Source organism: Sphingomonas sp. R86520 (assembly GCF_042466285.1).
Classification (GTDB): Bacteria; Pseudomonadota; Alphaproteobacteria; order Sphingomonadales; family Sphingomonadaceae; genus Sphingomonas.
In genome coordinates, this window is the sequence record NZ_JAXHBZ010000001.1 from 4,350,177 (window position 1) to 4,376,908 (window position 26,732).

Genomic DNA, 26,732 nt, shown 5'->3' on the forward strand with positions numbered 1-26,732 from the left:
AATGTGACACGAATCGTCCTGCTGAATAACGTCGACCATCATGATCTGAGCGTTGCGGTGACGCATGGGGCGGCGTTCGGCGATGCGGTGAACCAGGTGCTGGTGTTTGCGACCGAATGGCAGGACCTGCAACGCGAATATCCGATCCTGTTCCGGCGGATGGAGGATGGCCGGCTTCAATCCGTCGCGCTGGTCGGACTGGAACGCGACGAGAACCTGTTTCTTCGGGACGGTGCATGGCACGCGCGCTACGTCCCGGCGCTCCATCAGCGCGGGCCGTTCTCGATCGGGCTCACGCGGACCGAAGACGGCAGTGATGGCGAGCCGATGATCCACGTCGATCTCGATCACCCGCGCATCGTCGACCGCGATACGCATACCGATGCGGGGGGCAGGCAGGCGGTCTTCCTGCCGCACGGCGGCAACACGCCGTATCTGGAGAATGTCTCCGAAGTTCTCAGGCGGATCCACGCCGGCGTCGCCGCGAACGATGCCCTGTTCGATGCGTTCGAAGCGGAGCGGCTGATCGAGCCGGTAGCGCTCGAGATCATCCTCAGCGAGACGAGCAAATATACCCTGGAGGATTTCTACACGATCTCCGGAGAGCGTCTCGCCGCGCTCGATGGCGCGGCATTGGCGCGGTTGCATGCGCAGGGATTCCTGCAGCTGGCGTTTTCCGCGGTCGCATCGCTGAGCAACGTGACGCGTCTGATCGATCTGAAGACGAACCGGCTGCCAGGGGCATGACCGGGGCCGGAACGGTGCGGACCGTCCGAACGATCGAAGGCATGGCGCGGGGCGAGATCGATTTCGCCGCGCTGATCGAAGCCGGCGAGCCGGTCGTGCTGAAGGCCGTCGCGACCGATCTGCCGCTCGTCGAAGCCGGACGCGAGGGCAGCGACGCAGCGATGGCGTATCTGTTGCGGTTCGATGGCGGGCGTCCGGTCGTCGGGTTCGTGGGAGACCCAAAGATCGAGGGGCGGTTCTTCTACAACGACGACGTATCGGGCATGAACTACGCCGCCGGGCGCGCGCCGCTCGTCGAATATCTCGACCGGATCCGCGCAGGGATTGCCGACGACGGCGCGACGTCGGTGTATCTCGGATCGACCGATCTCGACGCGTTCTTCCCAGGCTTGCGCGAGGAAAATCCGGTCGTTGCAAAAGATGATCTGCCGGGCGCCAAGACGTCGCTGGCCAGTCTCTGGATCGGCAACCGCACCACGGCAGCGGCGCATTGGGACATGTCCAACAACATCGCCTGTCCGCTCGTCGGCCGGCGTCGTTTCACGCTGTTTCCGCCGGATCAGGTCGCGAACCTGTATCCGGGGCCGCTCGAGCCGACCCCGGGCGGGCAAGTGGTCAGCATGGTCGATTTCATCGCGCCCGACCATGATCGCCATCCAGGCTTTCGCGATGCGTTGGGCGTCGCGCAGGTCGCCGACCTCGATCCGGGCGACATGCTCGTCTACCCTGCCTTGTGGTGGCACCGGGTCGAGGCGCTCGACGATTTCAACGTCATGGTCAATTACTGGTGGAACGACGTGCCTGCGTTCGTCGACACGCCGATGACCACGATGCTCCACGCGCTGCTCAGCCTGCGCGATCGTCCCGACGGCGAGAAGCGGGCATGGCGCGCGTTGTTCGACTATTACGTCTTCGGTCCGGCGGAGCGCGCCGGCGACCACCTGCCGCCGCATGCGCGTGGTCCGCTCGCGACGCTCGACGAGATGGCCGCCCGGCGGCTGCGTGCGCAGGTCCTGCAACGTCTGAACAGATAGGATGGCCATGACGGACACACCGAAGCGCAATCGCGTCGTGATCGCCGGTGGCGGCACGACCGGCTGGCTCGCCGCGGCGGCGCTGTCGCAGCAACTCGGCGCGCTGGTCGACGTCACGCTGGTCGAATCCGAGGAGATCGGCACGATCGGCGTCGGTGAGTCGACCATCCCCACGGCCCGCGCGTTCCACCGGCTGATCGGGATCGACGAACAGCGATTCATGGCGGAGACCGGCGCCACCTTCAAACTCGGTATTTCGTTCGAGAACTGGGCGCGGATCGGCGATCGCTACATCCACGCGTTCGGCGAAACCGGCCAGTCGACCTGGATGGGCGCGTTCCACCATTTCTGGCTACAGGCACGCGAAGATGGCTTTGGCGGCGACCTTGGCGACTATTGCCTCGAACTCCAGGCGGCCAAGGCGGGGCGGTTCGCGACCGGCGGCAACGGGCCGGAGCTGAGCTATGCCTATCATCTCGACGCCGGTCGCTATGCGCGCCATCTGCGCACGCTTGCCGAAGGCGCAGGTGCGCGCCGGATCGAAGGGTTTATCGACCGGGTCGAACAGGACGGCGAGAGCGGCGACATCGCCGCGCTGGTGCTGCGGTCGGGGGAGCGGATCGAGGGCGATCTGTTCATCGACTGCACCGGGTTCCGCGCGCTGCTGATCGGGCAGACGCTGGGATCGCCATTCGAAAATTGGCGACACTGGCTGCCGACCGACAGCGCGGTCGTCACGCAGACGCGGTCGGTCGGGCCGGCAGTGCCGTACACGCGTGCGATCGCGCACGGTGCAGGGTGGCGCTGGCAGATTCCGCTGCAGCACCGCGTCGGCAACGGACTGGTGTACGATAGTCGCCATCTCTCCGCCGACGAAGCACGCGCGCAATTGCTTGCGGAGGTCGAAGGCGAAGTCCTGTTCGATCCGCGCCTGATCCGCTTCCAGCCTGGGCGCCGCCAGGATGTCTGGCGCGGCAACTGCGTCGCGCTCGGGTTGGCCGGCGGCTTCGTGGAGCCGCTCGAGTCCACCGCGATCCACCTCGCGATGATTGGCATCACGCGCTTGCTCCAGGTGTTCCCGTTCGGCGGTAGCACCGCGGCGACCGCCAGGCGGTTCAACGATCAGGCCGCAGCCGATATCGAGCGGATTCGCGACTTCATCGTGCTGCACTATGTGCTGACCGAGCGCGACGACACCGCATTCTGGGATGGGTGCCGGACGATGGAGATACCCGAGACCCTGCGCGAGCGCATCGCGTTGTTCCGGGATAGCGGCATGGCATACCAGGAGGGCGAGGAGATCTTCCGCGTCGATTCCTGGGCGCAGGTGATGACCGGCCAGCGCCTGTCGCCACGCCAGCATCACCGCATGGGGCAGATCATGGGGCAGCCGCGCCTTCGCCAGGTCATGCAGGACATGAAGGAGAGCGTCGCCAGGCAGGTCGCGGTCCTGCCGACGCATCAGGACTTCCTGCGTACCTATTGTCCCGCCGATGTTTGACGATCCGCGTGGGCGCTTCCGGCCGGGTCGTCGCGAGATCCTGTTCGGGGCAATGGCGACGTTGGCCGCTCCGGCCTTTGCAGGTGGTCGTGCCGATGAAAGGGCGGGGACGCCGACGGAGCCTCGCATCCACCGCATGGCACCGGCGTTTGACCGCATGGTTGCGCCGGGCGCTCGGGTCACGGTGATCGCGACCGGGATCCGCTGGGCAGAGGGGCCGGTGTGGGTCGAGGCCGGGCAGTATCTGCTGTTCGCCGATCCGCCGGCCAATATCGTGCGGCGCTGGCGCAAGGGGGAAGGCGCGGCGACGTTCCTCGAGCCATCGGGGGCCGCGGGCACCGATCCGACGCGTATCCGCGAGCCCGGCGCGAATGGCCTCGCGCTCGACCGCACGGGCAGGCTGTTGATCGCGAACAGCGGCGGACGCTCGATCGACCGGTTCGACCTCGGCACGCGCCGCCGCGAGGTGCTGGTCGATCGCTATCAGGGAAAGCGCTTTAACAGCCCCAACGACCTGCATGTCGCGCGCGACGGCACGATCTATTTCACCGATCCGCCCTACGGGTTGGCAGACGGCGACGCGTCTTCGCTCAAGGAAACCGCGGTGAACGGTGTCTATCGCTGGAAGCCGGGTAGTGCCGTCGAGCTGTTGGACGGGAGTCTGACGCGACCCAACGGTATCGCCTTGTCGCCGGATGAAAGGCGGCTCTACGTCTCGGTGTCCGACGACGTCGCGCCACGGATCATGGCCTACGACCTCGATGCGACGGGGCGGCTGCGCGACGCCAAGATGCTGTTCGACGCCAAGCCGTTGAAAGCGGGCGGCGGGGCAGGGCTGACCGACGGGATGAAGGTCGCGCGCGATGGTACTCTGGTCTGTTCGGTACCCGGCGGCATGATGATGATGACGCCCGAGGCCGAGCCGCTGGGACTGATCTCAACCGGCACACCGATCGCAAACTGTGCGTTCGGCGAGCAGGGCCGGGCGTTGTACATGACCGCCAGCGACCGTGTCCTCCGCCTGCCGCTACGCGCAGGGTGGCAGGGCTGACCTGATCGACACGTTCCCCCGGCAGCGGATGCCGCCGGGGGGCGATCGTCAGAACCGAGCGCGGACACCGATCCGGTAGAAGCGGCCGAGCGTGTCGTACAGCGCCGGGTTGACGTCGAGACCGGTGTTGGTCTGCGGCGATGCCTCGGGATCGTGATCGAACAGATTGTCGACCTTGAAGAACATGCTGACCTGCTTCGTGACGTTCAATGCGCCGCCGATGTCGAAGTAGAACGCGCCCTTCATCTTGTTATAGTCGATCGTCGGGTTGTTGCTGGTCGATACGGGGCAGGTGCCGGCCGAGCACACGACATATTGGTTGCCGAACACGCCATCGCTGAACCAGCGCTGCTGCAACGTGATGCTGAACGCGTCGTTGTCGTAGCTCTGCGTGGCGAGCCATTTCCAGTTGGGCGTGCCGCCGGTGTTGGCACCAGCCGAGTCGACCGGGATCGTTCCCGGCAGGCCGGGATCGGTGACGAACTTCATCACGTGCGTGGCCAGAGCGCGTACCGTCAGATTGCCGTCGATCCCGAGCGGCTTGCGCCATTGATAGCTCGCCTCGATATCGAACCCGTCGGTCTTGATCGACGCGAGGTTGAACGCCTGGACGTTGACGAAGTTCGGTCCGGCGGTGTTCTGCAGGTTGAAGGCGCCGCAGGTCTCGGTATTTCCCTGGAAGCACAGATTGACGATCTGCGCCGCCGACAGGCTGGAGACGACGTCGTTCAGCTTGATGTTGTAATAGTCGAACGACAGGCTGAGCCCCGGCAGCCATTTCGGCCGGGCCAGGACGATCCCGGCTTCGGTGCTGCGTGCGATCTCGGGCCGCAGTGCCGGATTGCCGATCGAGTTCTGGATGATCAGCACTTGCGTATTGCGGAACGGATCGGTGAAGTTCGGTACGGTCGTCGTGGTCGGCGCCGCGAACAGTTCCGACAAGTTCGGTGCGCGGACGTCGCGCGACGTGACCGCACGAAGGCGGATACCGTCGATCGGCGTCTCCCACGTGCCGCCGACCTTCCATGCATAGACGACGCCCGACGTCGAATAGCGCGTGGCGCGTCCGGCCGCGTTCACGTTGGCGCGACCCAGCGTGTCGGAATTGAGGATCGGCAGGTTCAGCTCGAGGAAGCTCTCGAGGACGTTATATTTGCCGCGGCCGTTCTTGTAGTTGCCCGCGTACCAGTTGCTGCCGACCGCCGAGTTCAGATACGGGTCGGCCGGGTACAGCGCTGAATACGGGCTGATGGCGGAGGCGCCGGCGCCGTAGGGGTCGGCATTCACCCGGTAGAATTCGCGGCGGTACTCGATACCCGCAGCGACCGCGAGCGGACCTGCCCACAAATTGATCGGTTCGCCCGAGATGCTGCCGGCGGCGGCATCCTGCGTCTGCTTGGTGTGCTGGAAGGGCCCCGCCGCGGGGACGATGTAGGCGAGCGCGCCGGCAGACGGCGTCGTGCTGCCGAAGATGTTGATCGGCTGGCACCCGGTCGCCCGCGCGATCGGGTCGGCGCAGACGATCTGGCCATTGATCCGGGTCGCGTTGATCGCCTGGCTGTAGCGATTGTTCAGGCTGACATTGTCGACGTTGATATCGGTGATGTTGATGCCGTGTTCGTACGACGCGTCGTAGGTCCAGTTCGTACCGAGCAGGTCGGCCTTGCCCTTGATACCGCCGACGAAGCGATACTGGCGACGATCGGTGTTGACCTGGATGCTGGGCAGGATCGCGTTGCTCACGCCGTACTGGAATTGCGTGATGCCGTTCGCCGCACAGGCCGCGGCGATCGACGTGGGCAGATACGGGTTTGCGCACTGGATCGTCAGGCCGGTCTTGGCGGCGCCCGGGTTCGGCTGGTTGTGGGTCTTAACCTGCGCGACGTTGGCGGTGACATACACCTCCATGTCCGGGGTCACGTCATAGCCGATGCGGGTATAGCCGTTGAGGCGCTGGACCGCGGACTGCAGCGACGTGCCCGAGCCGACATGCCCGGACTGATCGCCGCCGACGCAGAAGCCGACATAACAGCCGTTGACGTTGCCGGCCGCGTTCTTGGCCGGGGTGCCGTTCGAGCCGTAATTGAACGCGAAGGGCTGGCCGTTCGCGTCGAACGCGGTGCCCTGGAGCGGCCCCGCGCTGATCAGGCCGTATTTCGTGTATTGATATGCTTGGGCGTGGTCGCGGTAGAGGAACTGCGGGGAGCCGTTGTTGCGGATGCCGGTGTCGACCAACGTCGAGGCTCGATACCAGTCGCGGCTCCCTGCCAGGTCTTCACCGAAGTTGCCGGGGCCGACGCCTTGCTCCTTGGCATATTCGCCGCTGAGGATGAGGTGCAGCTTGTCGTTGGCAAAGCTCTTGCCGACCGCGGCCTGCACGAGCACCTGGCCGTCGTCGCCATAGGTGGTGATCCCGGTCTGGACGTTGGCCTTGAACCCGGTGAACCGCGTGTCGGTGATGAAGTTGATGACGCCGCCTACTGCGTCCGACCCATAGGAAGCAGACGCGCCGCCGGTGACGATGTCGACGCGCTTAATCAGCAGCTGCGGGAACTGGCTGATGTCGGGCACGCCGGTGACGTTCGCACCGACGACGCGCTGGCCGTCGAGCAACGTCAGGGTGCGGATCGTGCCGAGCCCACGCAGCGAGAACGAGCTGAGCCCCTGCGATCCGCTCGACGTGCTGAACGTCCCGGTGCTGGCGCCGGTCGACCCCTGCAGCGAGGGCAGCTGTGACACCGTGGTGAAGATGTTGGGCTGCGCGTTCTTGAGGATCTGCTCCTCGCCGATCACGGTCGTCGGCGTCGGCGCGTTGAAGCCGCTCGACGTGATCCGCGTGCCGGTGACGACGATGTCGTTCGCCGTGGTCGCGGCCCGGTCGTCGATACCAAGACCTGGCGGCGTGGCCTCCGGAGCGAGCGTCTGGTCGGACGCGGCGGGATCGGCCGCGGGAGTCGATGCCGGCGCGTCCTGTACGGATGCTGCAGGTGGCGCCGTCTGGCCGATCGCGGGCGAGCACAGCAGCGCCGTCGCGAGCACGGCCAAACTGGTAGCGGTACCGCGGAAGTTTCCGACACTCTGCCGATCGCGCGCCTTGTGCATCATTCCATCCCCTAGTTGCACGTGGCGCGTGCCGTGTGTCCGGCTTGGCGACGTGTCGTTTCTAAGGCGTCTCTACCGGATGCCGGTCGGCAGAGCATCTACGACCATGGTCGCAGGCGGGGCAGGGAAGCGTGCGTCGCGCGGGATGGCCGCAGCCGGACATCGCGCGCGGGTCACGGCATCAGGCGTTTGCGCCCCTGCGACAGATGCCAGCGCATCGCCAGCGCTGCGCCGTCCGCGTCCTGCGCGCGGATCGCGTCGACGATCGCGTCGTGTTCTTCCATCATCGCCTTGATGACGTCCGGCGCGCGTGACCGGGAGATGTCCACGCCCGCGCGGAGGATCTGCATCACTTCTTCCCGCAGGTGATCAAAGACGGGCAGGAACGCCGCGTTGGAGGTCGCCTCCGCAATCGCACGGTGGAGCACCCAGTCCTCGTCGTGCGCGGGCGCGTTGGACAGCAGAGCGGTGCGCAGCGCCTCCAGCGCCTCCTCGATGGCGTCGAGTTGCCGGTTCGACCGCCGCTGCGCCGCGAGTCTCGCTGCTTCCGCCTCGAGCACGAAGCGCACCTCGTACGTGCCCAGCGTCGTCGCCAGGGCGTCCATCGGCATGTGCGATCCGAGCCGTTCGGACGGGCGCCGCTTGACGTAGGATCCCGCGCCGAGCCGGGCCTGGGTGATGCCGTCCGACGCCAGCCTCGCCAGCGCCTCCCGCACGATCGTCCGCGACATGCCGAAATTGGCCGCCAGCCGCATTTCCGAGGGCAGGCGGTCACCGATCGCGAGCTGCTCGTCGATGATGATCTGGACGATGCCGGTATAGGCGCGATCCGCCAGCCGCCCCTCGTTCGCGGACGCTCGTTCGGGCGGTTCTGGGACGTGGTCAGACGACATGGCTGAGCACCATCACGAGGCCGAGGCCGACCACGGAGATCGTGGTTTCGAGCAGCGACCAGGTACGGAACGTGTCGGCCGTGCTCGTGCCGACATAGCTCTTCACCAGCCAGAAGCCCGGATCGTTGACGTGGCTGAAGAATACCGATCCCGCGCCGATCGCCAGCACCACCAGTTCCGGCGACACGCCCGAGCTTGCGACGACGCCGGGCATGATCCCGACCGCGGTGATCGTCGCGACCGTCGCCGAGCCCGCGGCTAGCCTGATCGCCACGGCGACGAGCCACCCGAGCAGCAACGGCGAGATCGCGTACATCAGCACGGTTCGCGCGAGCAGATCGGACAGGCCTGCGGTCACCAGCACTTGCTTCAGCGCACCGCCCGCACCGATGGCGAGCAGGATCGCGCCTGCCGCACCCATCGTCTCGTGCCACACCGCATGCTGGATCGCCTCCTCGCGCAGCCGTCGCCCGAACAGCAGCGGCAGTGCGAGCAGGTTGGTCAGCAGCAACGCGATCACCGGGTTGCTCGCCGCAACCAGCCATGCCGTTCCCTTCATCCCCGGCACCATCTGGCCCAGTTCGCCGGTCGCGATCATCATCACCGGGAGCAGCACGATCAGCAGCGACAGCCGCCGCTTCGGCGGTGCGATCGAGAGGCCGGTGTCGGTAATGATCGGCGAGGCGAGCCGCACGCCGCGCGTCGTGACCATTGCCAGCAACGGTCCGGCGATGATCGCGGTCGGGATCGCGATCAGGATGCCGTAGACCATCGTCAGGCCGAGATTTGCGCCAAGTGCCTCGACGGCGAGCAAGGGCCCGGGATGCGGCGGGACGAGCGCGTGGACCACGCCCAGCCCGGCCAGCGCCGGCATGATGAGGCGCAACTTGGCGGCATCGCGCGCGGCACCGTCCTTGCCGGTCATCTCCTCCGCCGCCGCGACGACGATCGGCAGCAACAGCACGAGGCCGGTTTCGAAGAACAGCGGCAGTCCGACGACGATCGCGATGCCCAGCGTCGCCCACGGCGCGGCGCGCGCGCCCGTCAACCGGAGGGCGCCCTTTGCCAGCGACGCGGCGGCGCCCGACAGGTGCAGCATCGCGCCGAGCGAGAGACCGAGCGCGACCACCAGTCCGGTGCCGCCGACAATGTCGCCGACACCTTTCTGTACCGCCTTGGCGACGTCGGGCAGCGGAAGCCCGGCGAGCAGTCCGACGGTGAACGCGCCGCACAACAGGCCGATAAAGGGGTGAAGCCGTCCGCGGACGATCATCAGCACGGCGAGCAGGATTCCTGACACCGCGGCGATCACCAGCCTCATGTCGCTACCGATCATCGGCGCGCTGCTCGCGATCGTCCGGAACGATCCAGTGCTCGTGGCATCAAACGCCCCTCCTATCGGTCCAGCGGCGCCTTCGCCTGCTGGTGCAATCACATATCTGTACGACAGGTCTTTTCGATCTGACAACAAAAAAGGCTTGATTGCCAGTAAATCCAGGGGGCATAGTCCAGACCTGTCCAACCGAATCCGGATAACGGATCACAGGATCAACAGCTCGAACCATGACGTCACGGTAACGATCCGCGGCAAACCTGGTCGAAGCAGAGGAGGATGACCATGGAAGGGATCGGACCTGAGACGCGGCAGCCCGCGACATCGGCGCCGGCGGCAGCAGCGGCGACGAGTAGTGCCACGCGCGCCGGGTTGACGCCGACACAGATCAGGGTTTTGCGCGGCGTCCATTCGGGACTGCTGAACAAGCAGATCGCGTTCGATCTCGGCATCGCGGAAGCCACCGTGAAGGTCCACATGACCGCGTTGATGCGCAAGCTCAACGTCCGCAACCGCACGCAGGCGGCGATCATGGCGCAGTCGCTGGCGATCTGACGCCCCCCGGATCCTCCCCCCGGTGGTGAGGATCAGAACGGCCCCCAAGATACGACCATCGTCGCAGATGAAGCGGGCGCCGCCGAACGGTAGGACTGCTGTCCTGATAACGGGAGACGGATGATGGTTGCGCAATGGCTGCTCTGCGGAACGGCGCTGCTGGTCGCCAGCCCTGCGGTCGCGAAAACCGCGCCGCCAACGAAGTCCGTTTCGGTCTATCTGAGCCAACCCGCCGATCCGCGCGCGATCACCGTCAAGGGTGTCGGCGACGGACGCGCGGACGACAGCGCGGCACTCCAGCAGGCGATCGATGCGGCGGCGGTGGGTGGCCATGGCGGCGTCGTGTTCCTGCCTTCGGGTCGCTACCGGATCAGCCGGACGATTTTCGTCCGCTCGGCCGTCCGCATCTTCGGCGTCGGCCCGACCCGTCCCGAGATCGTGCTCGGCGACAACAGTGCGGGCTACGCCTCGGGCGTCGCGGCAATGGTCAGCTTCACCGGCGAAGACCAGTATCGCGTCGGCAAGGCACCCGTGCCGCCACGTACCAGCGTGCCGTTCGACCCGGCCATCTTCGACGCGACGTCGAGCACCTTCTATTCCGCGCTGTCGAACGTCGATTTCCGGATCGGCACGGGCAATGCCGGCGCGGTCGCGGTCCGCTTCCGCGTCGCGCAGCACGGCTATCTGCGACATATCGACTTCCACATCGGTTCAGGGCTCGCGGGGGTCTATCAGGCGGGCAACGAGTTCGAAGATCTGCGGTTCTTCGGCGGCCGCTATGGCCTCATGTCGGAGAAGACATCGCCGGCCTGGCAGTTCACGCTGCTCGACTCCGAGTTCCAGGGACAGCGCGACGCGGCGATCCGCGAACATGAGGTCGACCTGACGCTCGTCAACGTCGCGATCCGCGACACGCCGGTCGGGATCGAAATCGACCGCGGCTATTCCGACTCGCTCTGGGGCAAGGACGTCCGGTTCGAGAACGTGTCGCAGGCGGGCGTGATCGTGTCCGCGGAGAACAGCGTCTTCACCCAGATCGGCTTCGACAATGCGGTGGCGTCGAACACCCCGACCTTCGTCCGTTTCCGCGACAGCGGGAAGATCGTGGCAGGGGCGGGGACCAGCTACCGGGTCAGCGATTTTTCCTACGGGCTGAAGCTGGCCGGCCTCGGCACGATCGGCGACTACGCGACCGACATCACGATGGCGCCGCTCGCGCGCCTGCCCGCGCGACGCACGCCGGCCATCCGCGCGATGCCGGCTGTTCGCGAGTGGGCGAACGTTCACGATCTCGGCGTGAAGGGCGACGACACGACCGACGACACCGCGGCCTTGCAGCGCGCGATCGACACGCACCGCGTGCTGTATCTGCCGGTCGGGCGATACCGCGTCACCGATACGCTGAAGCTCCGCCCCGACAGCGTCCTGATCTCGCTGCACCCCAGCCTCACGCATCTGTATCTGCCCGACGAGACCCCTGCGTACATGGGCGTCGGCGGCCCGAAGGCATTGTTGCAGAGTGCGAAGGGCGGCAATGCGATCGTCTCCGGCCTCGGGCTGTGGACCGGCGGCGTCAACCCGCGCGCGACCGCGCTGTTGTGGCGTGCCGGCGAGGCGTCGATGGTCAACGACGTCAAGATCCAGGGCGGTGGCGGCACCGTGCTGACCAAGGGCAGCCCGATCGGCTTCGGCGATCCGCGCGCGCGCTTCGACGGCCAGCATCCCAGCATCTGGGTCACCGATGGCGGCGGCGGCACGTTCGCCGCACTCTGGTCGCCGAACACCCTGGCCTCGACCGGCTTCTACGTCTCGAACACCAGGACCCCCGGCCACGTCTACGAACTCTCCGCTGAACATCACTACCGCAGCGAAATCGTCCTCGACCATGTCGAAAACTGGGAATTCCTGGCGCCGCAGACCGAGCAGGAGGTCCGCGACGGCGTCGACGCGATCTCGACCGAGATCCGCAATTCACGCAACATCCTGTTCGCGAATTACCACAGCTACCGCGTGACGCGTTCGATCAAGCCGATGGACGCCGCGGTGAAACTCTACAATTCGGGCGAGATCCGCTTCCGCAACGTGCACGTGAACGCCGAAAGCGGGTTCGCCAGCTGCGATGCCAAGGGCTGCGGCACGTATCTCCGTGCGAGCAAATATCCGTTCGAGAACGCGATCAAGGACATGACCCGCGGCCAGGCGGTGCGCGAACTCGAATTCGCCAAGCTCGACATCCCGGCGGTAGCGGCGACCGCGGCCCGGTCGGCAATACCGGTTACTGCGGGCGTCGAAAAGCTGGCGGACGGGTTCTATTCGATCGCCGGCGGCGCGGTCGATGCGCAGGGCAAGCTGTACTTCATCGACCGGCAGTTTCAGCGGATTCATGGTTGGTCGAAGACCGAAGGACTTTCGATCGTCGCCGACGCGCCGCTCGATGCGGTCAACCTCGCGGTCGATCGATCCGGCGATCTGCTGATACTGTCATCGGCAGGGCGCGACGGGACGGTCTTCAGTATCGATCCGACCAAGCCGGCCGAGGTCAAGGTGATCGACCCTACGCCCGCTCGCGCCCGGCGCAATGCAGCTACGGTGCTGCCGGTGAACGTCTGGGCAAACGGCGAATTCGCGGACCGGATCGATCCGGCCACGTATCGATACCCGACCTTGCCTGACTTCTTCACCGGCAAGATGGGCGAGGCGAAGGCGCAGGAATATGTGTCGCCGGACGGCTCGCTGGTGCTGCCGGCGTTCCGTGTCTGGAACCAGGGAGCCAATGATCACCAGGGGTGGCGGTGGTCGGATACGCTCGATGCCTATGGCTTTGTCGCGGCAGCGCCTGGTGAGCGCGTCGTCCTGACCAACGCGTCGGAGGATCGCACGTACAGCGGCCTGGTCGGCGAGAATGGCCGGGTAACCGACCTGAAGGTCGTCGCCCCGCGCGGTGGGGAAAGCGTCGCGCGCGATGCCGCCGGCAACCTCTACGTCGCCAATGGCCAGGTCTTCGTCTATCGCCCGGACGGGACGCTCGATCGCCGGATCGACGTTCCCGACCGACCGTTGCAACTCGTGATCGGCGGCGCAGACCATCGCACGCTGTTCATTCTCACCCACCACGCGCTGTACGCCACGGGGCTGTGAGAAGGGGCGCCGGGTGTTAGGCCGGCCCCGCTCATCCCGCGACCTTCCGCAGGGTCGCGGGATGCCACGCGCACGCGAGCGTTCCGAAGAGCACCAGCACGCCAGCGATCGCCAGCGGCGCGACGAGGCCCATCTTGACCAGCAACCACGCGCCGAGCGCCGCCCCCGCAAAGATCGCCACGACGGCAGCGACCCGCCGTCGCCAGTTGGTGTTCGCGCCGCCTGCTATGCTCGAGTCGGCGCCCAGGCCGGTCAGCGTCATGGTCAGCACGGTGGTGGTCAGATCAGCCACTTTCAGCTGGCGGATCGTGCCGTTGCGATAGCCCATCGCGATGCCGGTGAGGGCGATGATCGCGAACAGTCGCGCTTGCGGCGCCTGTGTCGCAACGTCGAAATCGATGGCGACGATAGCGGCCGCCCAAAGCAGCGCCGCCTCCACGACCGCGGAGATCAGCAACCAGCGTCGTTCGGTCTGTCCCACGCTCGCCTTGCCCAAGCGGCCCGAGATTAGCGCTCCGACCAGGAAGCTCGCGATTGCGGCGATGAACGGCAGGACCTTGAACCCTGGCGTTCCTGCGGCGGCAAAACCCAGGAACACCACGTTGCCGGTCATGTTCGCGGTGAACACTTTGCCCAGACCCAGGACGCTGGCGGCATCGACAAGGCCCGTCGTGACCGACAGCAGCAGCAGCAGCGGTACGCGCGGGTCGAACGGTACAGCGGTGGCATTGGTCATGGTCATTCCAGTTTGCTAGCGCTCAGAACCGGAAATTGCTTTCCAGTCCGAGCATCGTGATCGTTTTTCCGGACCCGGTGTCGCGAATGAACTGGCCGGGCGGGAACGCCGACAGCGAGGTCGAAAGTTCGAGTTCCGGCGTCGCCTGCCAGGCGAGCGTCGCCTCCGCCTCCTTGCCGATGAACCGTGCTCGCGAGGTGCCGGGGGCGCGAATGAGGTTGCCGGGGATGTCGTACACGCCGTCGCTGAGCGAGTAGCGCCAGTACGCTGCACCCGCGATGCTGGCGGACACCGTCCTCGTCAGAGTCATTGCGACGCGAGGATTGACGCTGACGATGTTGGTCGGACCGACCGGCGACAGCTCACCGAAATACTTGCCCTTGGGGAACAGCGCGTTGAACGTGCCGAGGCGGTCGTCGTCGCGGTGGCGGTCGCCGCTCACCACGTTGAACCGCAGGACGGCGTCTGGCGCGAGCGGCGCGTCCGGGAAGCGGCGCCCGACTTCGGTACCGAGCGTCCACGCCGCGATCGGACCGCCGGCGAACCGGCCGAACTGCGCGATGCCCTCGACGTTCCAGTGCCAGTCCGCAGCCGTGCCGAACGACCGAGCGCCGATACTGTGGCGCACCTCGCGTCCTGCACGCGGACTGAAGACCGCCGCCGTGTTGCGATAGCCGATATAGTATAGGTCGAGCCCGGCGTCGCCGTTGCCGATGGTGGCATAGGCAGCCCATAGCGACTTGCTCCGCGAGCGCCGATCGTCGAGCGTTCCGCTGCCGGGTCGAACCGGGCGGACGGCCAGCAGGCTGACGGTCGCGCCGTTCAGGGATATGAGCGACCGGAGCCCGTCGAAAGCTAGCGGAACGTTCGGTCCGTAGCGGGTGCCGATCAGCCGTTCGCTGCCGAGAGAGATCATCTGGCGGCCCGCGCGCATCGTCACGCCCGTATCGTCCACCGCGTTGGTCGCGGCGGCGCCCAGTCGAACGTCGACAAAGCCTTGCAAGAGGTCGACGCGGGTCTGGTCGACCGGGCTCGCCGAGGGTGACACACCTACCGCGTACGCGGCGATCGGCTGGACGAACCCGCGTACGCGCCCGACATGGAGGTCGGCGTACGGCACGGCGCGGAGCCAGAGATAGCCGTCATCGGGAGCAGGACCGCCGCCCCAGAGAGTGTCCTCGTACGCCTCGTTGCGGGCGCGCAGTTCAATGCCGGTCGTCAGGTACGCGTCGGGTGAGATTGGGATGTACTTGAACCGGTTTGTCCAGCTCGTCGCACGATCGATGGCATCCGCGTCGGCACGCCAATCCTCGTCGTAGCGCGTGATCGTCAGCGTCGGTGGCTGCCAGGCTTCCGTCGCCTGCGCCTGAGCCTGAGCGCGGCCCGTGAGCGCCACAGCCAGCAGCGCCAGCCTACGCACGCCGGTTTTCATGCTCCGCGACCATGGCGGCGAGGACGAAGCCGCCGATGAGGCCGAGATGCTCGACGAACGCATTCGTCGCCATGAAGCGTTCGGGCCCCACCGGCATCGACCAGAAGGCGTTCGCCGTGAAGGCGGCGAGCAGTGTGAAGACGCCGAGCATCCCGGCGCCGAACCAGACGTAGCGACCGGTGAGAATGAGAAGCGGGCCGACGATCTCCACGGCGATGGTCAGCGCCGCCCACAGGGCGGGCGGTGCCATGCCGAAATGCGCCTGCTCGGCGACGGCGCTTGGCCAGTCCGTCGCCTTTACCACGCCGCCGAGCAGGTAGGCGCCGACCAGCGCAAACCGGGCGATGAACCCCGTCCAGCGCCAGTCGAGTATCGTGTCGACGAAGCGGGGATCGGCATGCGCGTTCACGGCGTCAGTGACCCGTCGGCGCGTGGATCTCGGCGATGTAGCCGCCGGGAAAGCGGACCATGGCCGACTGCCGACCGCCATAGGTCTGCGGGGCAACCAGTGTTTCGACGCCTGCCGCCGTTGCCTTCGCCAGGGTCGCCTGAAGATCGGCCACCTCGTAGCCGGTCGTCTCGCGGCCATAGGGCCAGCCGATCTGCCCGTCGGATACCGCCACCGTCATCCGGCCATAGCCGGACGTAATCGCGATGCGGCGATAGGTCTTGCCGGGCTGTCCGATCTCGATTCCGGGCGCCGACCGCTCGTCAGCCGTAACCTTGCCCTTCGAGAAGGCGAGCCAGTGCAGGACGAAACTGTCTGCGACGTCGGCGGTCAGGTAGATGCGGTTTTCGGGGACCGTCACCAGCGCCGGATAGTTCGGCTTGGCGGTATGCCAATAGAGTTGCATCGCGACGCCGCCCGGCCATTGCACGACCGCGTCGCGCCCGATCGGATCGGGGAAGGTCGTGACCATCCGCACCGCGCCGTGCTTCGTGGCCGCGGCAACGGCGGCATCCATGTCGTTGACGAGGTAGCCGTTCCGTTCCGCACCGAACGGGTAGGGGATCGGGGTCTTGAACCCGAACACCGACAGCGATCCGGCAGGGGTCAGCACCAGCTGCGACATGGTTTCGCTGGCCGTCGGCGTCACCTTGAACACGCCCTGCTTGGTAGCGGTGCCGCCGAAGGTCGCGATGACGCTCGCGACGAAGCGGTCGAAATCCGCGGGTGCGACATAGACGTGGGTGGTGTCGTACTGCGTGCCGACTGCGTAGTCGGCGGATGCCGGTGCGTCCCTCGCCAGGAGGGGCGCCGACGGCACCGATGCGAGCAGGGCGATGGCGATGAACAGGTTCAGGCGCTTCATGATTGGTCTCCGCTAGTCATGATCAGACCGCCCAGCAGCCGCAGCCGAACGAACCCCAGAAACTCTGCACGTCGGCGACCGGCACGTCGCGGCCGAGCGCCGCCGCATGGTCGTGGCCGTGGACCGAACATCCGCTCGCGCAACCGCACGCGGCGGCGAGCTTCGCCGCGGCTTCGGGCGTGCGGTGGTAGCCACCGAACGTCCCGACAGGCGACCAGTCGGGCATCGGCTTGGGCAGCGACGGCGCGAGCGGTGTGTAGTCGCCTTCGCCGAACACCACCTTGCCGCCGAGCAGCGTCAGGACGGACCGGAGATGAGGGATGTCGGTCTCCGGCACGGTCAGATAGTCGTCCGAGAGCACCGCAAGATCGGCGAGTTGCCCCGCCTTGATCCGCCCCTTCTTGCCGACCTCGTTCGAGAACCAGGTGTTCTCGTGCGTCCACATCGCCAGCGCCTTTTCGCGGCTGACGCGGTTGGCACCGGGGTAGAGGCCAAGGCCGCCGACGGTCCTGCCGGTCACCAGCCAGTTGAGCGACACCCACGGATTGTAGCTGGCGACCCGCGTCGCGTCGGTGCCGGCGCCGACGTGGATCCCGGCGGCGAGCATCTTCGCGATCGGCGGCGTCCGCTCGGCGGCCTTGGCGCCGTAGCGTTCGACGAAATACTCGCCCTGATACGCCATCCGGTGCTGGACCGCGATGCCGCCGCCGAGCGCTGCGATCCGGTCGATGTTGCGGTCGGTGATCGTCTCGGCATGGTCGAAGAACCAGTTGATCCCGTCGAACGGAATGTCCTTCGCCACCTTCTCGTACACGTCAAGCGCGCGGCCGATCGTCTGGTCGTAGGTCGCGTGCAGTCGCCACGGCCATTTATGCTCGGCAAGCAGACGGATGACGGGTTCGAGGTCGCCCTCCATGCTGGGTGGCATATCGGGGCGCTCGACGCGGAAGTCCTCGAAGTCGGCGGCGGAATAGACCAGCATCTCGCCGGCGCCATTATGGCGGTATGTATCGTCGCCCTGGCCCGGCTTGACCTGCTTCACCCAGCCCTGGAAGTTGGCAAGCTCCTCCTTCGGCTTCTGCGTGAACAGGTTGTAGCTGATGCGCAGCGTCAACTGGTCGTCGGCGTGCAGCTTCTCGATGATCTCATAATCGTCGGGATAGTTCTGGAAGCCGCCGCCGGCATCGATCACGCCGGTGACGCCGAGCGAGTTCATCTCGCGCATGAAGTGGCGGGTGGAGTTGAGCTGATACTCCGGCGGCAGCTTCGGTCCCTTGGCGAGCGTCGAATACAGGATCGTCGCATTGGGGTGCGCGAGCAGGAGTCCGGTCGGGTTGCCCGCCGCATCGCGGACGATCTCGCCGCCCGGCGGGTTGGGCGTATCCTTGCCGTAGCCGACGACGCGCAGCGCTGCCGCGTTCAGCAGCGCGCGGTCGTAGAGGTGGAGGATGAACACCGGCGTATCGGGCGCGACCGCGTTCAGTTCGGCGATCGTCGGCAGCCGCTTCTCGGCAAACTGGTGTTCGGTGAAACCACCGACTACCCGCACCCATTGCGGCGCCGGCGTTTTGTCGACCTGGCGCTTCAGCATCGCCATTGCATCGGCGAGGCTCGGCACGCCGTCCCAACGGAGTTCCATGTTGTAGTTCAGCCCGCCGCGGATGACGTGCATGTGGCTGTCGATCAGGCCGGGAATGACCCGCCGCCCGCCTGCGTCGATCACGGTCGCGGCGGGCGCGGCCGCGCGGACTTCGGCTTCCGAGCCGACTGCGAAGAATTTGCCGTCGCGGATCGCCACGGCCTGCGCCTCGGGGTTCTCGCGATCGAGCGTCGTCACCTTGGCGTTGACGAGTATCAGGTCGGACATTGTCGGGCTCCGGTTGCCGGCAAGCAGCGGGGCAAGCGTTGCCGCCGCCCCGCCGAGAATGGTCGCGCGTCGGGTGATGCTCACGCCGCGCCGTCGTGGTGGCCGGGCAACCTGCCGAACACATGGTTGGTGCAGGCCGTGCGGATCGCTGCGGCCTTCTCGCGGCTGGCCCACAGGCTTTTCGCGAGCGGCACCGCCTGTTCGCCGAGTAATATGCCGGCGAGCCCGATCAGCGCGATCGTCGGCGGGGCCGGCGACCGTACCTTCAGCAGCGCGTAGATCACGCCGACCAGCAGGCCGGCGGCGAGCGAGATCAGGTACGGCCGCACGCGATCAATGCCCGCCTTCGGACGCGCCGAACATGGTCTTGGCGTAGGTGACGCCGAGCCCGTAGGCGCCGCCCCATTTCTTCGCGATGCCGGTGGTGGAATCGTAGGTTGCGGTCCGCGCCCAGTCGCGCTGCAGCTCGAGCAGATACTGGAGCGCGGTCATCGGCTTGGCGCCGAGCTGGATCATCCGCTGGACCGCGCGGTCATGTGCCTCGACCGAGATATCGCCGCACGCATCGGCGATGAAATAGCAGTCGAAGCCCTGGTCGATCGCCGACGCCACCGGGCCGACGATGCAGACCCCGGTCCACAGCCCCGCGAACACGATCCGCGTCTTGCCGATACGGTTGATCTCGTCGATCACGCCCTGATCTTCCCAGGTGTTCATCGAGGTACGATCGAGCATCGCCTGGCCTGGAAACGCCGCCTTGATCTCGTCGAACATCGGCCCGGAAAAGCTGTCCACTGCGACCGTCGTCAGGATCGCCGGCACGTCGAACGACTTCGCCGCTTGGCTGATCAGCGCTGCGTTGTTGCGAAGGAGCTCGGTCGAGATCGACTTGGTCGCGAACGCCATCTGCGACTGGAAATCAATCAGGACCAGCACGTGGTCGGTCGGCGAGATGAGCGACGTGCCCGGCGTTGCGGTGGCGGTGATGGTCATGAGTGTCTCCCGGTGGGTCGAAGCGCGAGCGTCGAGACACGGTGCCGCCGCCGCTACGGGCTTCGCGTAACCGGGACGCTCTCGTTCGATGGATGCGACGCGCTTCGTTGCCGAAGACCCGTGGCACCCCTGTGCAATGCATCACCTGGAAGGGTCTTGGACGATCCTGACACAATGAGGACGGTTCCACGTTGATCGCCCGCCAGCGACGATCATGGCTATCGGCGCGCTCGCCAGTATCCACCCGCCACGGGCGAATACCGGCGTGGCCGCGATGCCGGGTCGATCGGGGTTAGGCGCGTTGCAGTACGCTGACCGACTGTATGATCGTCGCAATGGCCGTCATCGCGACGCCGAGGATGGTCACCCCGAACCAGCCCGCAGCCGCCCAGGCCTGCGTCGCCGCTGCCGAGCCGACCGCCCCGCCCAGGAACATGCCGCCCATGAAGATGGTGTTCAGCCGGGCGCGCGCCTCGGGTTTCAGCGCATAGACGACGTGCTGGTTGGAGATCAGCGCGCTCTGCACCGCGAAGTCGAGGATGATGACTCCTACGACCAACCCGGCGATCGAGGTCCATACGCCGAACACGACCCACGACACGAGCGTGAGCGCGGCACCAAGCGCGATCACCTTGCGCGGACCCTTGCGATCGGCATAGCGCCCGGCGATCGGTGCTGCGAGAATACCAACCGCGCCGACGATACCGAACAGTCCTGCGACGTCGGCACCCAATCCGAAACGCGGCTCCTGAAGCCGAAACGCGAGGATCGTCCAGAACGCGGTGAACGCGGCGAAGATCAGCGACTGCGTGATCGTCGCCAGTCGAAGCGCACCGAACTCTCGCCATAACACGACGAGTGATCGGAGCAGGGCACCGTAGGACAGGGTTGCGGTCGGCTGGCTGCGGGGCAGCTTGAACGCCATCCACCCACCCGCGGCGATCGCCATCGGCACTCCCAGCCAGAACATCTCGCGCCACCCCGCATGTGTAGCGACGAAGCCTGCCAACGTCCGGCTGAGCAATATCCCGCACAGCAGTCCGGACATCACCGTCCCGACGGTCGCTCCGCGCCGGTCGGGCGCGGACAGATGGGCTGCCAGCGGGACGATCTGTTGCGCGACGGTCGACGCGACGCCGACGAGCAGCGACGCGATCACCACCAGACCCGCACTGGGCGCCAGCGCCGTCGCCACCAAAGCTGCGGCCAGGATCGCGAACTGGATCACGATCAGGCGTTTGCGCTCGACCAGATCGCCGAGCGGCACGAGGAAGAACAGCCCGGCCGCATACCCCAGCTGCGTGGCCGTTGGGATCAGGCCTGACAGCCGGCCGGGCAGATCCTTCTCGATCACGCCCAGCATCGGCTGGTTATAATAGATGTTGGCAACGGCAATCCCTGCCGCAGCCGCCATCGCGAACGTCACGCTCGTCGGCAGTACATAGCCAGCAGCGTCGTGCGCACGCCGGTTGGGCAAGTTTGTCGTCATGGCCAATTCCGATCAAGGGCGCCGCCGTGCATCACCCATCTGTTTGCCGACGGGACGGTTAGCGCAGGCGTCAACCTCAGGAGCACACCGGACCGACCATATCGTCGCCGACCCGCAACCTTCCGGAAGCGGTAACCGATGTAAAAAGATGGTGCACCCGACTGGATTCGAACCAGTGGCCTCTGCCTTCGGAGGGCAGCTTTCAACATAGCTATTTACCTACCTTTTCTGCGGGTTTCAGGCCAGTCTTTTCTTTGGCTTGTACGAAGCCTGTACGAAGGGCCTCTAAAATTTTCGAGTCGCTGTCCTCGGCATGCGTGTAGATCTTGTCGATCATCCCGCCCTTTGCGGACCACCCGCCGACGCTCTCGATCGACTTGGTGTCGACGCCCTGGCGCACGCGCATTTCCTGCCCGAAGCCATGCCTGCCAGCGGAGTGCGGCGGGAGGTGGGGGATCTTTGCTTTCGTGCAGGCCGTGATCCAGCCTTTGCGTGGCCCGTCCTTGCTCGCCCATCCGAACACCCGCTTGTTCTCGGGATAGCGTCGGTCCCAGCCGCGCGGGAACTTGGCCGGCAGCGAACGCAGTTCCGCGACTAACTCGGGCATAAGCTGCACCACGCGATCCTCATGGCCTTTCGCACCGGGAATGATCGCAGTGCCGGCGTCGAGGTCGAGCGCGTCCGGATGCATTGCGACAGCCTGACCGACGCGTGCGCCGGTCGTGAACATGAACAATGCCAGCGCGCCATGCCGCTTCGAAGCCTTCGCACGAAAAGCTATTATCCAAGCCCAATCGCCGGGCACCTTGGGCTTGCGGCTCACCTTGCCGCGGTTGCGATCCTGCCGCACACGTTCGGCCTTGTCGTAACCGGTGATCCGGATCGGCGGGCACCTGCCCAGCTCGTTCGCATTGTTGATGACGGCGCGGGCAGGGGCGATCACCCAGCGGCGCCATGTGTCCGCGGAGTTCTTCGGATAGAGCGACGCGCCCAGATCGCGGATCATCTTCGCGGTGATCTTCTTTATCGGCAGCGAGCCAATCCGCTCCGCGATCGGGATAAGGTGTTTCGCGGTCTCGGTGTTCGCGGGGTACAGCACGACAGCATCGTTAAACGTGAAGTCGCGTTCGTCCGCTTCCTCATGGCCTAGGACCTGGCGGCGCTCTTCCCGCGCCTGCCGTTCTGCGATCCATTCCCGCGCGCCAGCTTCTGTAGATGCGCCAGTGCTTTCGCGGATGTAGTCGGTAACGTCGCGGCCGTTGAACTGGATCCGGCCTTTGACCCACCACGTCTTGCCGCGGGGGTAGGGTTCGAGCGGCATGCGCCATCCTCTAAAATATGATCGATCTGCTCGGGCGTAATCAGCATCGCCTTACCGAGCGTAAAATAGGACCCGGTGCTGCGGGCCTTGGCGCGTAGGGTGCGCTCCGACATTTCGATGTCGCGAGCGGCGAAGTGTTCGCACCATTGCGCCGGCGTTTTGGCTCGTTCGTGAGCGTACGTGATATCACCCACCAGCCGCCTCCTTCCCCCCGACAACCCCCGCCGTCGCCCCCTGCTCAAGGTGCTGGCGGACGTCATGTGCAAGCTGAGTTAGGGCAACGCCGTCGACTGTCCGCATTCCGAGGCCCAGCGCGATCGCTCCCCGCGCAGTCCCGTTCGGCCAGAGCCAGTAGCCCACGCCGAAATTGATCGCGTTCGTAAGACCCCTGCGCTGCACTTCCGTTAGCTTCGCCGCCACGTCTGCAAAAGCCCCCGCCTCGGTGTTGGTGGTCGTCATTGCAGGGCTCCAAACAGGTTCATTCTCAGACGAAGGATTCGCGCGTTCTTTCGCCTTGCCTTACTGTCGGCCGGGTACTTGCGGTCCATGTGCGCGTTCATCTCGGCGTCGGTTTCGAGCGAATGGAGGAAGTCAGCCTCCCATACGGTCACCGGCTTTCTCCAGTGACCAAGCTCCACGACCTCGGCGAACATCTTCCCCCGGAACGCGCCGCACTTTCGGCACCAGCCCGCTCCATTGAGGTAGATTGATCGCCCTGGACGCTGACGGCCCCACAGGTGGCGACACGAAAATTCGCTTTCGAATTGTGCGAACGCCTTCACCTCGGCGTCGGCGATCGTCGGACCTTCGCCGCGGATGAATGTGCCGGTCGGGAATGCCTCGAAAAACGGGGTGCTTGGGATAATGCCGTGGCCCCACTGGACCGTGCAATCATCCGGCCACGCGCAAGTCGGCGTGTACTGGACGTTCCCCGTCAGCAGTCCCGACAGCTTATGTTCTGCAGTCCCTGCCTGATGATGGCTTGCGATCCTCATCTTCCAGCCCCTTCGTGTTGCGAGCGTGAGGTGGCGAGAGCGTCAGTGAAAGCGGACATTCCACCGCCACCGGGGCTAAAGAACCGCGTGAGAGCTTCCCGGCTCAACACGGCTTTTGCGCGCTCCAAGTCGGCAGGATCGTCAGTGCGGAACGTGGCGATCGGCTTGAGGCCATCCGGGAACGCTGCTGCATAGGCCACGTCGCCCAATCCGCCCGTCAATGGTGTCGTGCAGGCCAGATCGGCTATGGTGCCGATCCGCTCGACCAACGCCACGCGTCGCGCCTCCCCCGCAACCGGCACCGCTTGCTGTTCTGATGTCGTCACTGGCCAGTCCCTCGCGTCCAAGCGCTTTCGCGAGCCTCAACGATGGCCGGATCCGCTGCGATGTTGAGCACGTTCGCAGCTTTGTCCGCAGCCTCGATCGCTTCGGGTGTGGTGGCTGTATCGAACATGGCGACGGTATCCGCGGTATCCGTGTTTGCCGGGGTGAGCTCGGCTTTGCGTTGTTCCATGATCGTCTGGAGCTTGTCGCGGAACGGTCGCATGTTCTTGTGCAGCCAGATCGTCTTCAGCTCGTCGGGAGTCTCAGCAGTGCGGATAGCGTGTTCGGCACCCTCGATCGTCGGCTCGTCGGATGCTGGCGCGACAACCTTCAACGGCTGCACGGTCGTCATCTTACGACTGCCCTTCTTCTCCTGAAGCGCGATCACGAGAGGCGCGGCAATGTCGGACATGCGCGAGACACGAATACCGCCGACCTTCATGCCGCCCCAGGTCACGCCGGGGTCGGTGTAGAGCTCGATCGACCGACCGCGGTATGCGTTGGCATCGGCTCCCCATGCAGCAACGAGGATGCGGCTGACGGTCTTGCAGGGGCGAAAGACTTTGTCCGAGCCGGCAAGCTTGATCGATACCGGCTGTTCGGTTCCAGGCTTGATCGACACGTCCTCGATCGTGAAGGTGCGGGCGCCTCCTGCGAAGTCGTCGGCATTCCACTGGTCGCTCTTGGCAACGATGACGGATGACATATCCATTAGATGACTTCCCTATAAAAAGAGCCGTGATTTTGTTTGGCGAAAGTTCGATACGCCTCTGCCGCAGCCTCGGGCGTGGGGTGCCTGCCAAGAAAATGGCTGCGCCCTTTCAAGGTCGCGCTAGCCAGCCAGCGGCGATTTTCTTTGTCCCACGTCACGCCCTTAAATCCTGACGTGTTGTGCTTACGTTTCCCGACGTTGCATTTGTTTTCGCCATCGGTTGCAAGTCTAAGATTGCAGAGACGGTTATCGGATTTGCAGCCGTTGATATGGTCAATGAAACGGTCGGGAAGTTCGCCGTATACGATCCACCAGATCAACCGGTGCGCCACGTATTCTCGACCATTAAAGCCGATCTTCGTGTAGCCATCGTGATCCTTTTTCGAACCAACTACCCGGCGATGCCCGCCCTTAAACAGACGTGTCAGAACGCCGGCCTCTGGGTCATAGTGAAATGCGTCCTCTAGGCGTTCTGGCGCGCGAGCGGTCACAGGTGCATCTCCTGCTCGACGACACGCTCGGTGGGCACCCAACGCAGATCGCCAGCCTCAAGCCGCTTGTGGTAGGTGCCGATGGCGTCCTGCACGCGCTGTTCGAAGTCGCGGCCGGCCGCGATGATCGCGGTTTGCATGGCGTCGTTAGGTTCAACCCGGATCACAGCCATCGGCATGCCACCCGAGTACGACACGTAATCAATCCAGTTGCGTTCGGTGACGACCAGCCCGGATTGCAGCTGCAGGACATGCTCGTCAGGCGTGCCGTCGACGATCGTCTGCACCTGGAACCGTTGGCGGCGTGACTTGGCTTCCGCCTGGCCATCGTCGCCGACCAGCCAATCGGGCGAATACCCGAGCGTGAAACCGTGCAGGCTGTTCGTGATGAACCCGCACTCTGAAACCGTGCCGAACATCTCCGAATAGGCAAGCCGCGCACGGATCTCGTCCTCGTGGCCGCGCAACATTTCATCCCCGATGTAGGTCGGCTCGACATGCTGCGTGATCCGTTGCGCCGCGATCTCCCAAACGTGAGCACGGGTCTTGTCATTGTTCGCCATCTTGAGCGTAGGGGTCAGGATCAGCTTGACCTCGCTGCAAGTGAGCAACCCGCATCTGGCTTGAAGCCACGCTTCCGAGCCCTGCTCATACTCGGCATGGCAAACGATGTGCGGCTTCCCGATCGGCGAGTAGCTGGTGAATGCTGCGGGCGCGTTCAACGGACGTTCTCCACACGAGGAAGGGGAGCGGCGCGCGGGCCAGCAGAAACGAGAGTCCGACGCGGCCAAACAGCGGTGACGTAAGCCCCTTGAAAGACCAGCTTGCCGACCGACGTCGGGATCGCGCACCACGTCTGTTTGCACGCGGCCTCGATCGTCCGCTCGCTGGTGACGGCGCTGCGAATGGCGTCGTAGGCTTCGGGCAGCGTTGCCCGGGTGTTGATGTGCGCCTGGTAGGAAAGGGCTGCGGCTAGGGTGATGATCACGAAAGCAAACTCCCGAACAATGCAGCGAAAAAGGTCACGCCCATGATGGCGAAACAGGCGGTGCGAAGGGGGGTGGCGAACTCGGGCTCGACGGCGATTGGCATCAGGGCGATGTCGCGGTCGCGGATCGACAGGGCGGAGGGGTGCTGCCAGATCATGCGTCACCTGCGCGGGCGAGCGTGGCGGCGCGACGGAGGGCGGCGACCACCTCGGGCTGGGTGCGCTCGGGGGAGTCGTTCCAGCTTACGATCGACTGCCGACCGATCACCTTTCGCAGCGTGCTGAATATTACCGTCTCGTCTAGATCTTGGTCGGTACCGGCAGCGCGATCAATGGCACCCATTGCGCAAAAGCATTCTATGCCGTTCCGCTCCCCGACAAATGAGCCGCGTATCCAAGCACCTTCCGGCTCGATCAGATCAGCCGCGCGCTCCAGCACGTCAGCAACACAGAGTGGTGTATCGGTCAGCATGGGGTGGGCTCCTGGGTGCGGGCGCGGAGCATGGCGTCGGCGTACCGATAGGCGTTGCTCGCGCTCGACTGGCGTGGGTCGGGTTCCCAACTGTCTTGATTGGAAACAGCGTGGTTGGAGAGCAAACCGGCGAGCGCTTGACCGGCGAACCAGTCGCGCAAAGTCATGCCAGGCGAGCCTTCGCTGATACCGAACCCGTCGTGCGTGCGAACATCGGGGATCGGGAATGCGGGTGGGTTTTCCAT

Annotated in this window: 28 protein-coding genes; 6 read left to right on the forward strand and 22 right to left on the reverse strand. The window is 65.5% G+C overall.

Annotation, left to right across the window (positions count from 1 at the left end; genetic code table 11):
• Nucleotides 1–3: 3 nt before the first annotated feature.
• The 4 genes from SJY41_RS19950 to SJY41_RS19965 are packed head-to-tail and all read left to right on the forward strand — an operon-like array spanning nt 4 to nt 4,333.
• On the forward strand, nt 4–747 hold the full coding sequence (locus SJY41_RS19950) for a SapC family protein (RefSeq protein WP_380783966.1): 744 nt from the start codon (nt 4–6) through the stop codon (nt 745–747).
• Nucleotides 744–1,781, forward strand: a complete 1,038-nt coding sequence (locus SJY41_RS19955; RefSeq protein WP_380783967.1) for a cupin-like domain-containing protein — start codon at nt 744–746, stop codon at nt 1,779–1,781. The genes SJY41_RS19950 and SJY41_RS19955 overlap by 4 nt, the downstream gene beginning before the upstream one ends.
• A 7-nt stretch (nt 1,782–1,788) precedes the next feature.
• On the forward strand, nt 1,789–3,282 hold the full coding sequence (locus SJY41_RS19960; protein WP_380783969.1) for a tryptophan halogenase family protein: 1,494 nt from the start codon (nt 1,789–1,791) through the stop codon (nt 3,280–3,282).
• Entirely contained in the window at nt 3,275–4,333 is a 1,059-nt protein-coding gene (locus SJY41_RS19965) for an SMP-30/gluconolactonase/LRE family protein (protein ID WP_380783970.1), read from the forward strand. The genes SJY41_RS19960 and SJY41_RS19965 overlap by 8 nt, the downstream gene beginning before the upstream one ends.
• A 48-nt stretch (nt 4,334–4,381) precedes the next feature.
• Here SJY41_RS19965 and SJY41_RS19970 read toward each other — a convergent pair whose 3' ends face one another.
• From SJY41_RS19970 to SJY41_RS19980, 3 genes are all read right to left on the reverse strand, one after another.
• On the reverse strand, nt 4,382–7,438 hold the full coding sequence (locus SJY41_RS19970) for a TonB-dependent receptor plug domain-containing protein (RefSeq protein ID WP_380783971.1): 3,057 nt from the start codon (nt 7,436–7,438) through the stop codon (nt 4,382–4,384).
• A gap of 170 nt (nt 7,439–7,608) precedes the next feature.
• Nucleotides 7,609–8,328 carry a FadR/GntR family transcriptional regulator gene (locus SJY41_RS19975; protein WP_380783972.1) on the reverse strand — a complete coding sequence of 240 codons (720 nt, stop codon included), beginning with the start codon at nt 8,326–8,328 and terminating at the stop codon, nt 7,609–7,611.
• Nucleotides 8,318–9,664, reverse strand: a complete 1,347-nt coding sequence (locus tag SJY41_RS19980) for a GntP family permease (protein WP_380783974.1) — start codon at nt 9,662–9,664, stop codon at nt 8,318–8,320. The genes SJY41_RS19975 and SJY41_RS19980 overlap by 11 nt, the downstream gene beginning before the upstream one ends.
• A 276-nt stretch (nt 9,665–9,940) precedes the next feature.
• Between SJY41_RS19980 and SJY41_RS19985 the strand changes: the two genes are divergently transcribed.
• Together SJY41_RS19985 and SJY41_RS19990 are read left to right on the forward strand one after the other, a co-directional pair.
• The gene (locus SJY41_RS19985; protein WP_380783976.1) at nt 9,941–10,216 is read left to right on the forward strand and encodes a helix-turn-helix transcriptional regulator; all 276 of its coding nucleotides are present in this window, start codon (nt 9,941–9,943) and stop codon (nt 10,214–10,216) included.
• Nucleotides 10,217–10,339: 123 nt separating this feature from the next.
• Complete coding sequence (locus SJY41_RS19990; protein WP_380783978.1) at nt 10,340–13,354, forward strand: glycosyl hydrolase family 28-related protein; 3,015 nt, start codon at nt 10,340–10,342, stop codon at nt 13,352–13,354.
• A 31-nt stretch (nt 13,355–13,385) separates the two neighbouring features.
• Here SJY41_RS19990 and SJY41_RS19995 read toward each other — a convergent pair whose 3' ends face one another.
• The 19 genes from SJY41_RS19995 to SJY41_RS20085 form a co-directional block, all read right to left on the reverse strand.
• Nucleotides 13,386–14,090, reverse strand: a complete 705-nt coding sequence (locus tag SJY41_RS19995) for a YoaK family protein (protein ID WP_380783980.1) — start codon at nt 14,088–14,090, stop codon at nt 13,386–13,388.
• Nucleotides 14,091–14,112: 22 nt separating this feature from the next.
• Nucleotides 14,113–15,522 (reverse strand): alginate export family protein, encoded by a 1,410-nt coding sequence (locus SJY41_RS20000; RefSeq protein ID WP_380783982.1) that lies wholly within the window; start codon nt 15,520–15,522, stop codon nt 14,113–14,115.
• Nucleotides 15,503–15,931: a DoxX family protein gene (locus SJY41_RS20005; RefSeq protein ID WP_380783984.1), complete on the reverse strand. Its 429-nt coding sequence runs from the start codon at nt 15,929–15,931 to the stop codon at nt 15,503–15,505. The genes SJY41_RS20000 and SJY41_RS20005 overlap by 20 nt, the downstream gene beginning before the upstream one ends.
• 4 nt (nt 15,932–15,935) lie before the next feature.
• On the reverse strand, nt 15,936–16,835 hold the full coding sequence (locus SJY41_RS20010) for a VOC family protein (RefSeq protein ID WP_380783985.1): 900 nt from the start codon (nt 16,833–16,835) through the stop codon (nt 15,936–15,938).
• A gap of 22 nt (nt 16,836–16,857) precedes the next feature.
• The gene (locus SJY41_RS20015) at nt 16,858–18,702 is read right to left on the reverse strand and encodes an amidohydrolase (RefSeq protein ID WP_380784204.1); all 1,845 of its coding nucleotides are present in this window, start codon (nt 18,700–18,702) and stop codon (nt 16,858–16,860) included.
• A gap of 80 nt (nt 18,703–18,782) precedes the next feature.
• Nucleotides 18,783–19,031 carry a XapX domain-containing protein gene (locus SJY41_RS20020; RefSeq protein ID WP_380783986.1) on the reverse strand — a complete coding sequence of 83 codons (249 nt, stop codon included), beginning with the start codon at nt 19,029–19,031 and terminating at the stop codon, nt 18,783–18,785.
• Between the two features lie 4 nt (nt 19,032–19,035).
• The gene (locus SJY41_RS20025; protein ID WP_380783987.1) at nt 19,036–19,695 is read right to left on the reverse strand and encodes a hydrolase; all 660 of its coding nucleotides are present in this window, start codon (nt 19,693–19,695) and stop codon (nt 19,036–19,038) included.
• A gap of 292 nt (nt 19,696–19,987) precedes the next feature.
• On the reverse strand, nt 19,988–21,184 hold the full coding sequence (locus SJY41_RS20030) for an MFS transporter (RefSeq protein ID WP_380783989.1): 1,197 nt from the start codon (nt 21,182–21,184) through the stop codon (nt 19,988–19,990).
• Between the two features lie 211 nt (nt 21,185–21,395).
• Entirely contained in the window at nt 21,396–22,505 is a 1,110-nt protein-coding gene (locus SJY41_RS20035) for a tyrosine-type recombinase/integrase (RefSeq protein ID WP_380783991.1), read from the reverse strand.
• A gap of 186 nt (nt 22,506–22,691) precedes the next feature.
• Nucleotides 22,692–22,964: a hypothetical protein gene (locus SJY41_RS20040; protein ID WP_380783993.1), complete on the reverse strand. Its 273-nt coding sequence runs from the start codon at nt 22,962–22,964 to the stop codon at nt 22,692–22,694.
• Complete coding sequence (locus tag SJY41_RS20045; protein WP_380783995.1) at nt 22,961–23,500, reverse strand: hypothetical protein; 540 nt, start codon at nt 23,498–23,500, stop codon at nt 22,961–22,963. The genes SJY41_RS20040 and SJY41_RS20045 overlap by 4 nt, the downstream gene beginning before the upstream one ends.
• On the reverse strand, nt 23,497–23,826 hold the full coding sequence (locus SJY41_RS20050; RefSeq protein WP_380778008.1) for a hypothetical protein: 330 nt from the start codon (nt 23,824–23,826) through the stop codon (nt 23,497–23,499). The genes SJY41_RS20045 and SJY41_RS20050 overlap by 4 nt, the downstream gene beginning before the upstream one ends.
• Nucleotides 23,823–24,536, reverse strand: a complete 714-nt coding sequence (locus tag SJY41_RS20055; protein WP_380783996.1) for a hypothetical protein — start codon at nt 24,534–24,536, stop codon at nt 23,823–23,825. The genes SJY41_RS20050 and SJY41_RS20055 overlap by 4 nt, the downstream gene beginning before the upstream one ends.
• Nucleotides 24,536–25,027, reverse strand: coding sequence for an HNH endonuclease (locus SJY41_RS20060; RefSeq protein WP_380783997.1), 492 nt, complete (start codon nt 25,025–25,027; stop codon nt 24,536–24,538). Before SJY41_RS20060 ends, SJY41_RS20055 begins: the two co-directional genes overlap by 1 nt.
• The gene (locus tag SJY41_RS20065) at nt 25,024–25,749 is read right to left on the reverse strand and encodes a YqaJ viral recombinase family protein (protein WP_380783998.1); all 726 of its coding nucleotides are present in this window, start codon (nt 25,747–25,749) and stop codon (nt 25,024–25,026) included. Before SJY41_RS20065 ends, SJY41_RS20060 begins: the two co-directional genes overlap by 4 nt.
• The gene (locus tag SJY41_RS20070; RefSeq protein ID WP_380778014.1) at nt 25,746–26,015 is read right to left on the reverse strand and encodes a hypothetical protein; all 270 of its coding nucleotides are present in this window, start codon (nt 26,013–26,015) and stop codon (nt 25,746–25,748) included. The genes SJY41_RS20065 and SJY41_RS20070 overlap by 4 nt, the downstream gene beginning before the upstream one ends.
• Nucleotides 26,012–26,173, reverse strand: a complete 162-nt coding sequence (locus SJY41_RS20075; RefSeq protein WP_380778016.1) for a hypothetical protein — start codon at nt 26,171–26,173, stop codon at nt 26,012–26,014. The genes SJY41_RS20070 and SJY41_RS20075 overlap by 4 nt, the downstream gene beginning before the upstream one ends.
• Complete coding sequence (locus SJY41_RS20080; RefSeq protein WP_380778018.1) at nt 26,170–26,487, reverse strand: hypothetical protein; 318 nt, start codon at nt 26,485–26,487, stop codon at nt 26,170–26,172. Before SJY41_RS20080 ends, SJY41_RS20075 begins: the two co-directional genes overlap by 4 nt.
• Nucleotides 26,481–26,732, reverse strand: coding sequence for a hypothetical protein (locus SJY41_RS20085; RefSeq protein ID WP_380778019.1), 252 nt, complete (start codon nt 26,730–26,732; stop codon nt 26,481–26,483). Before SJY41_RS20085 ends, SJY41_RS20080 begins: the two co-directional genes overlap by 7 nt.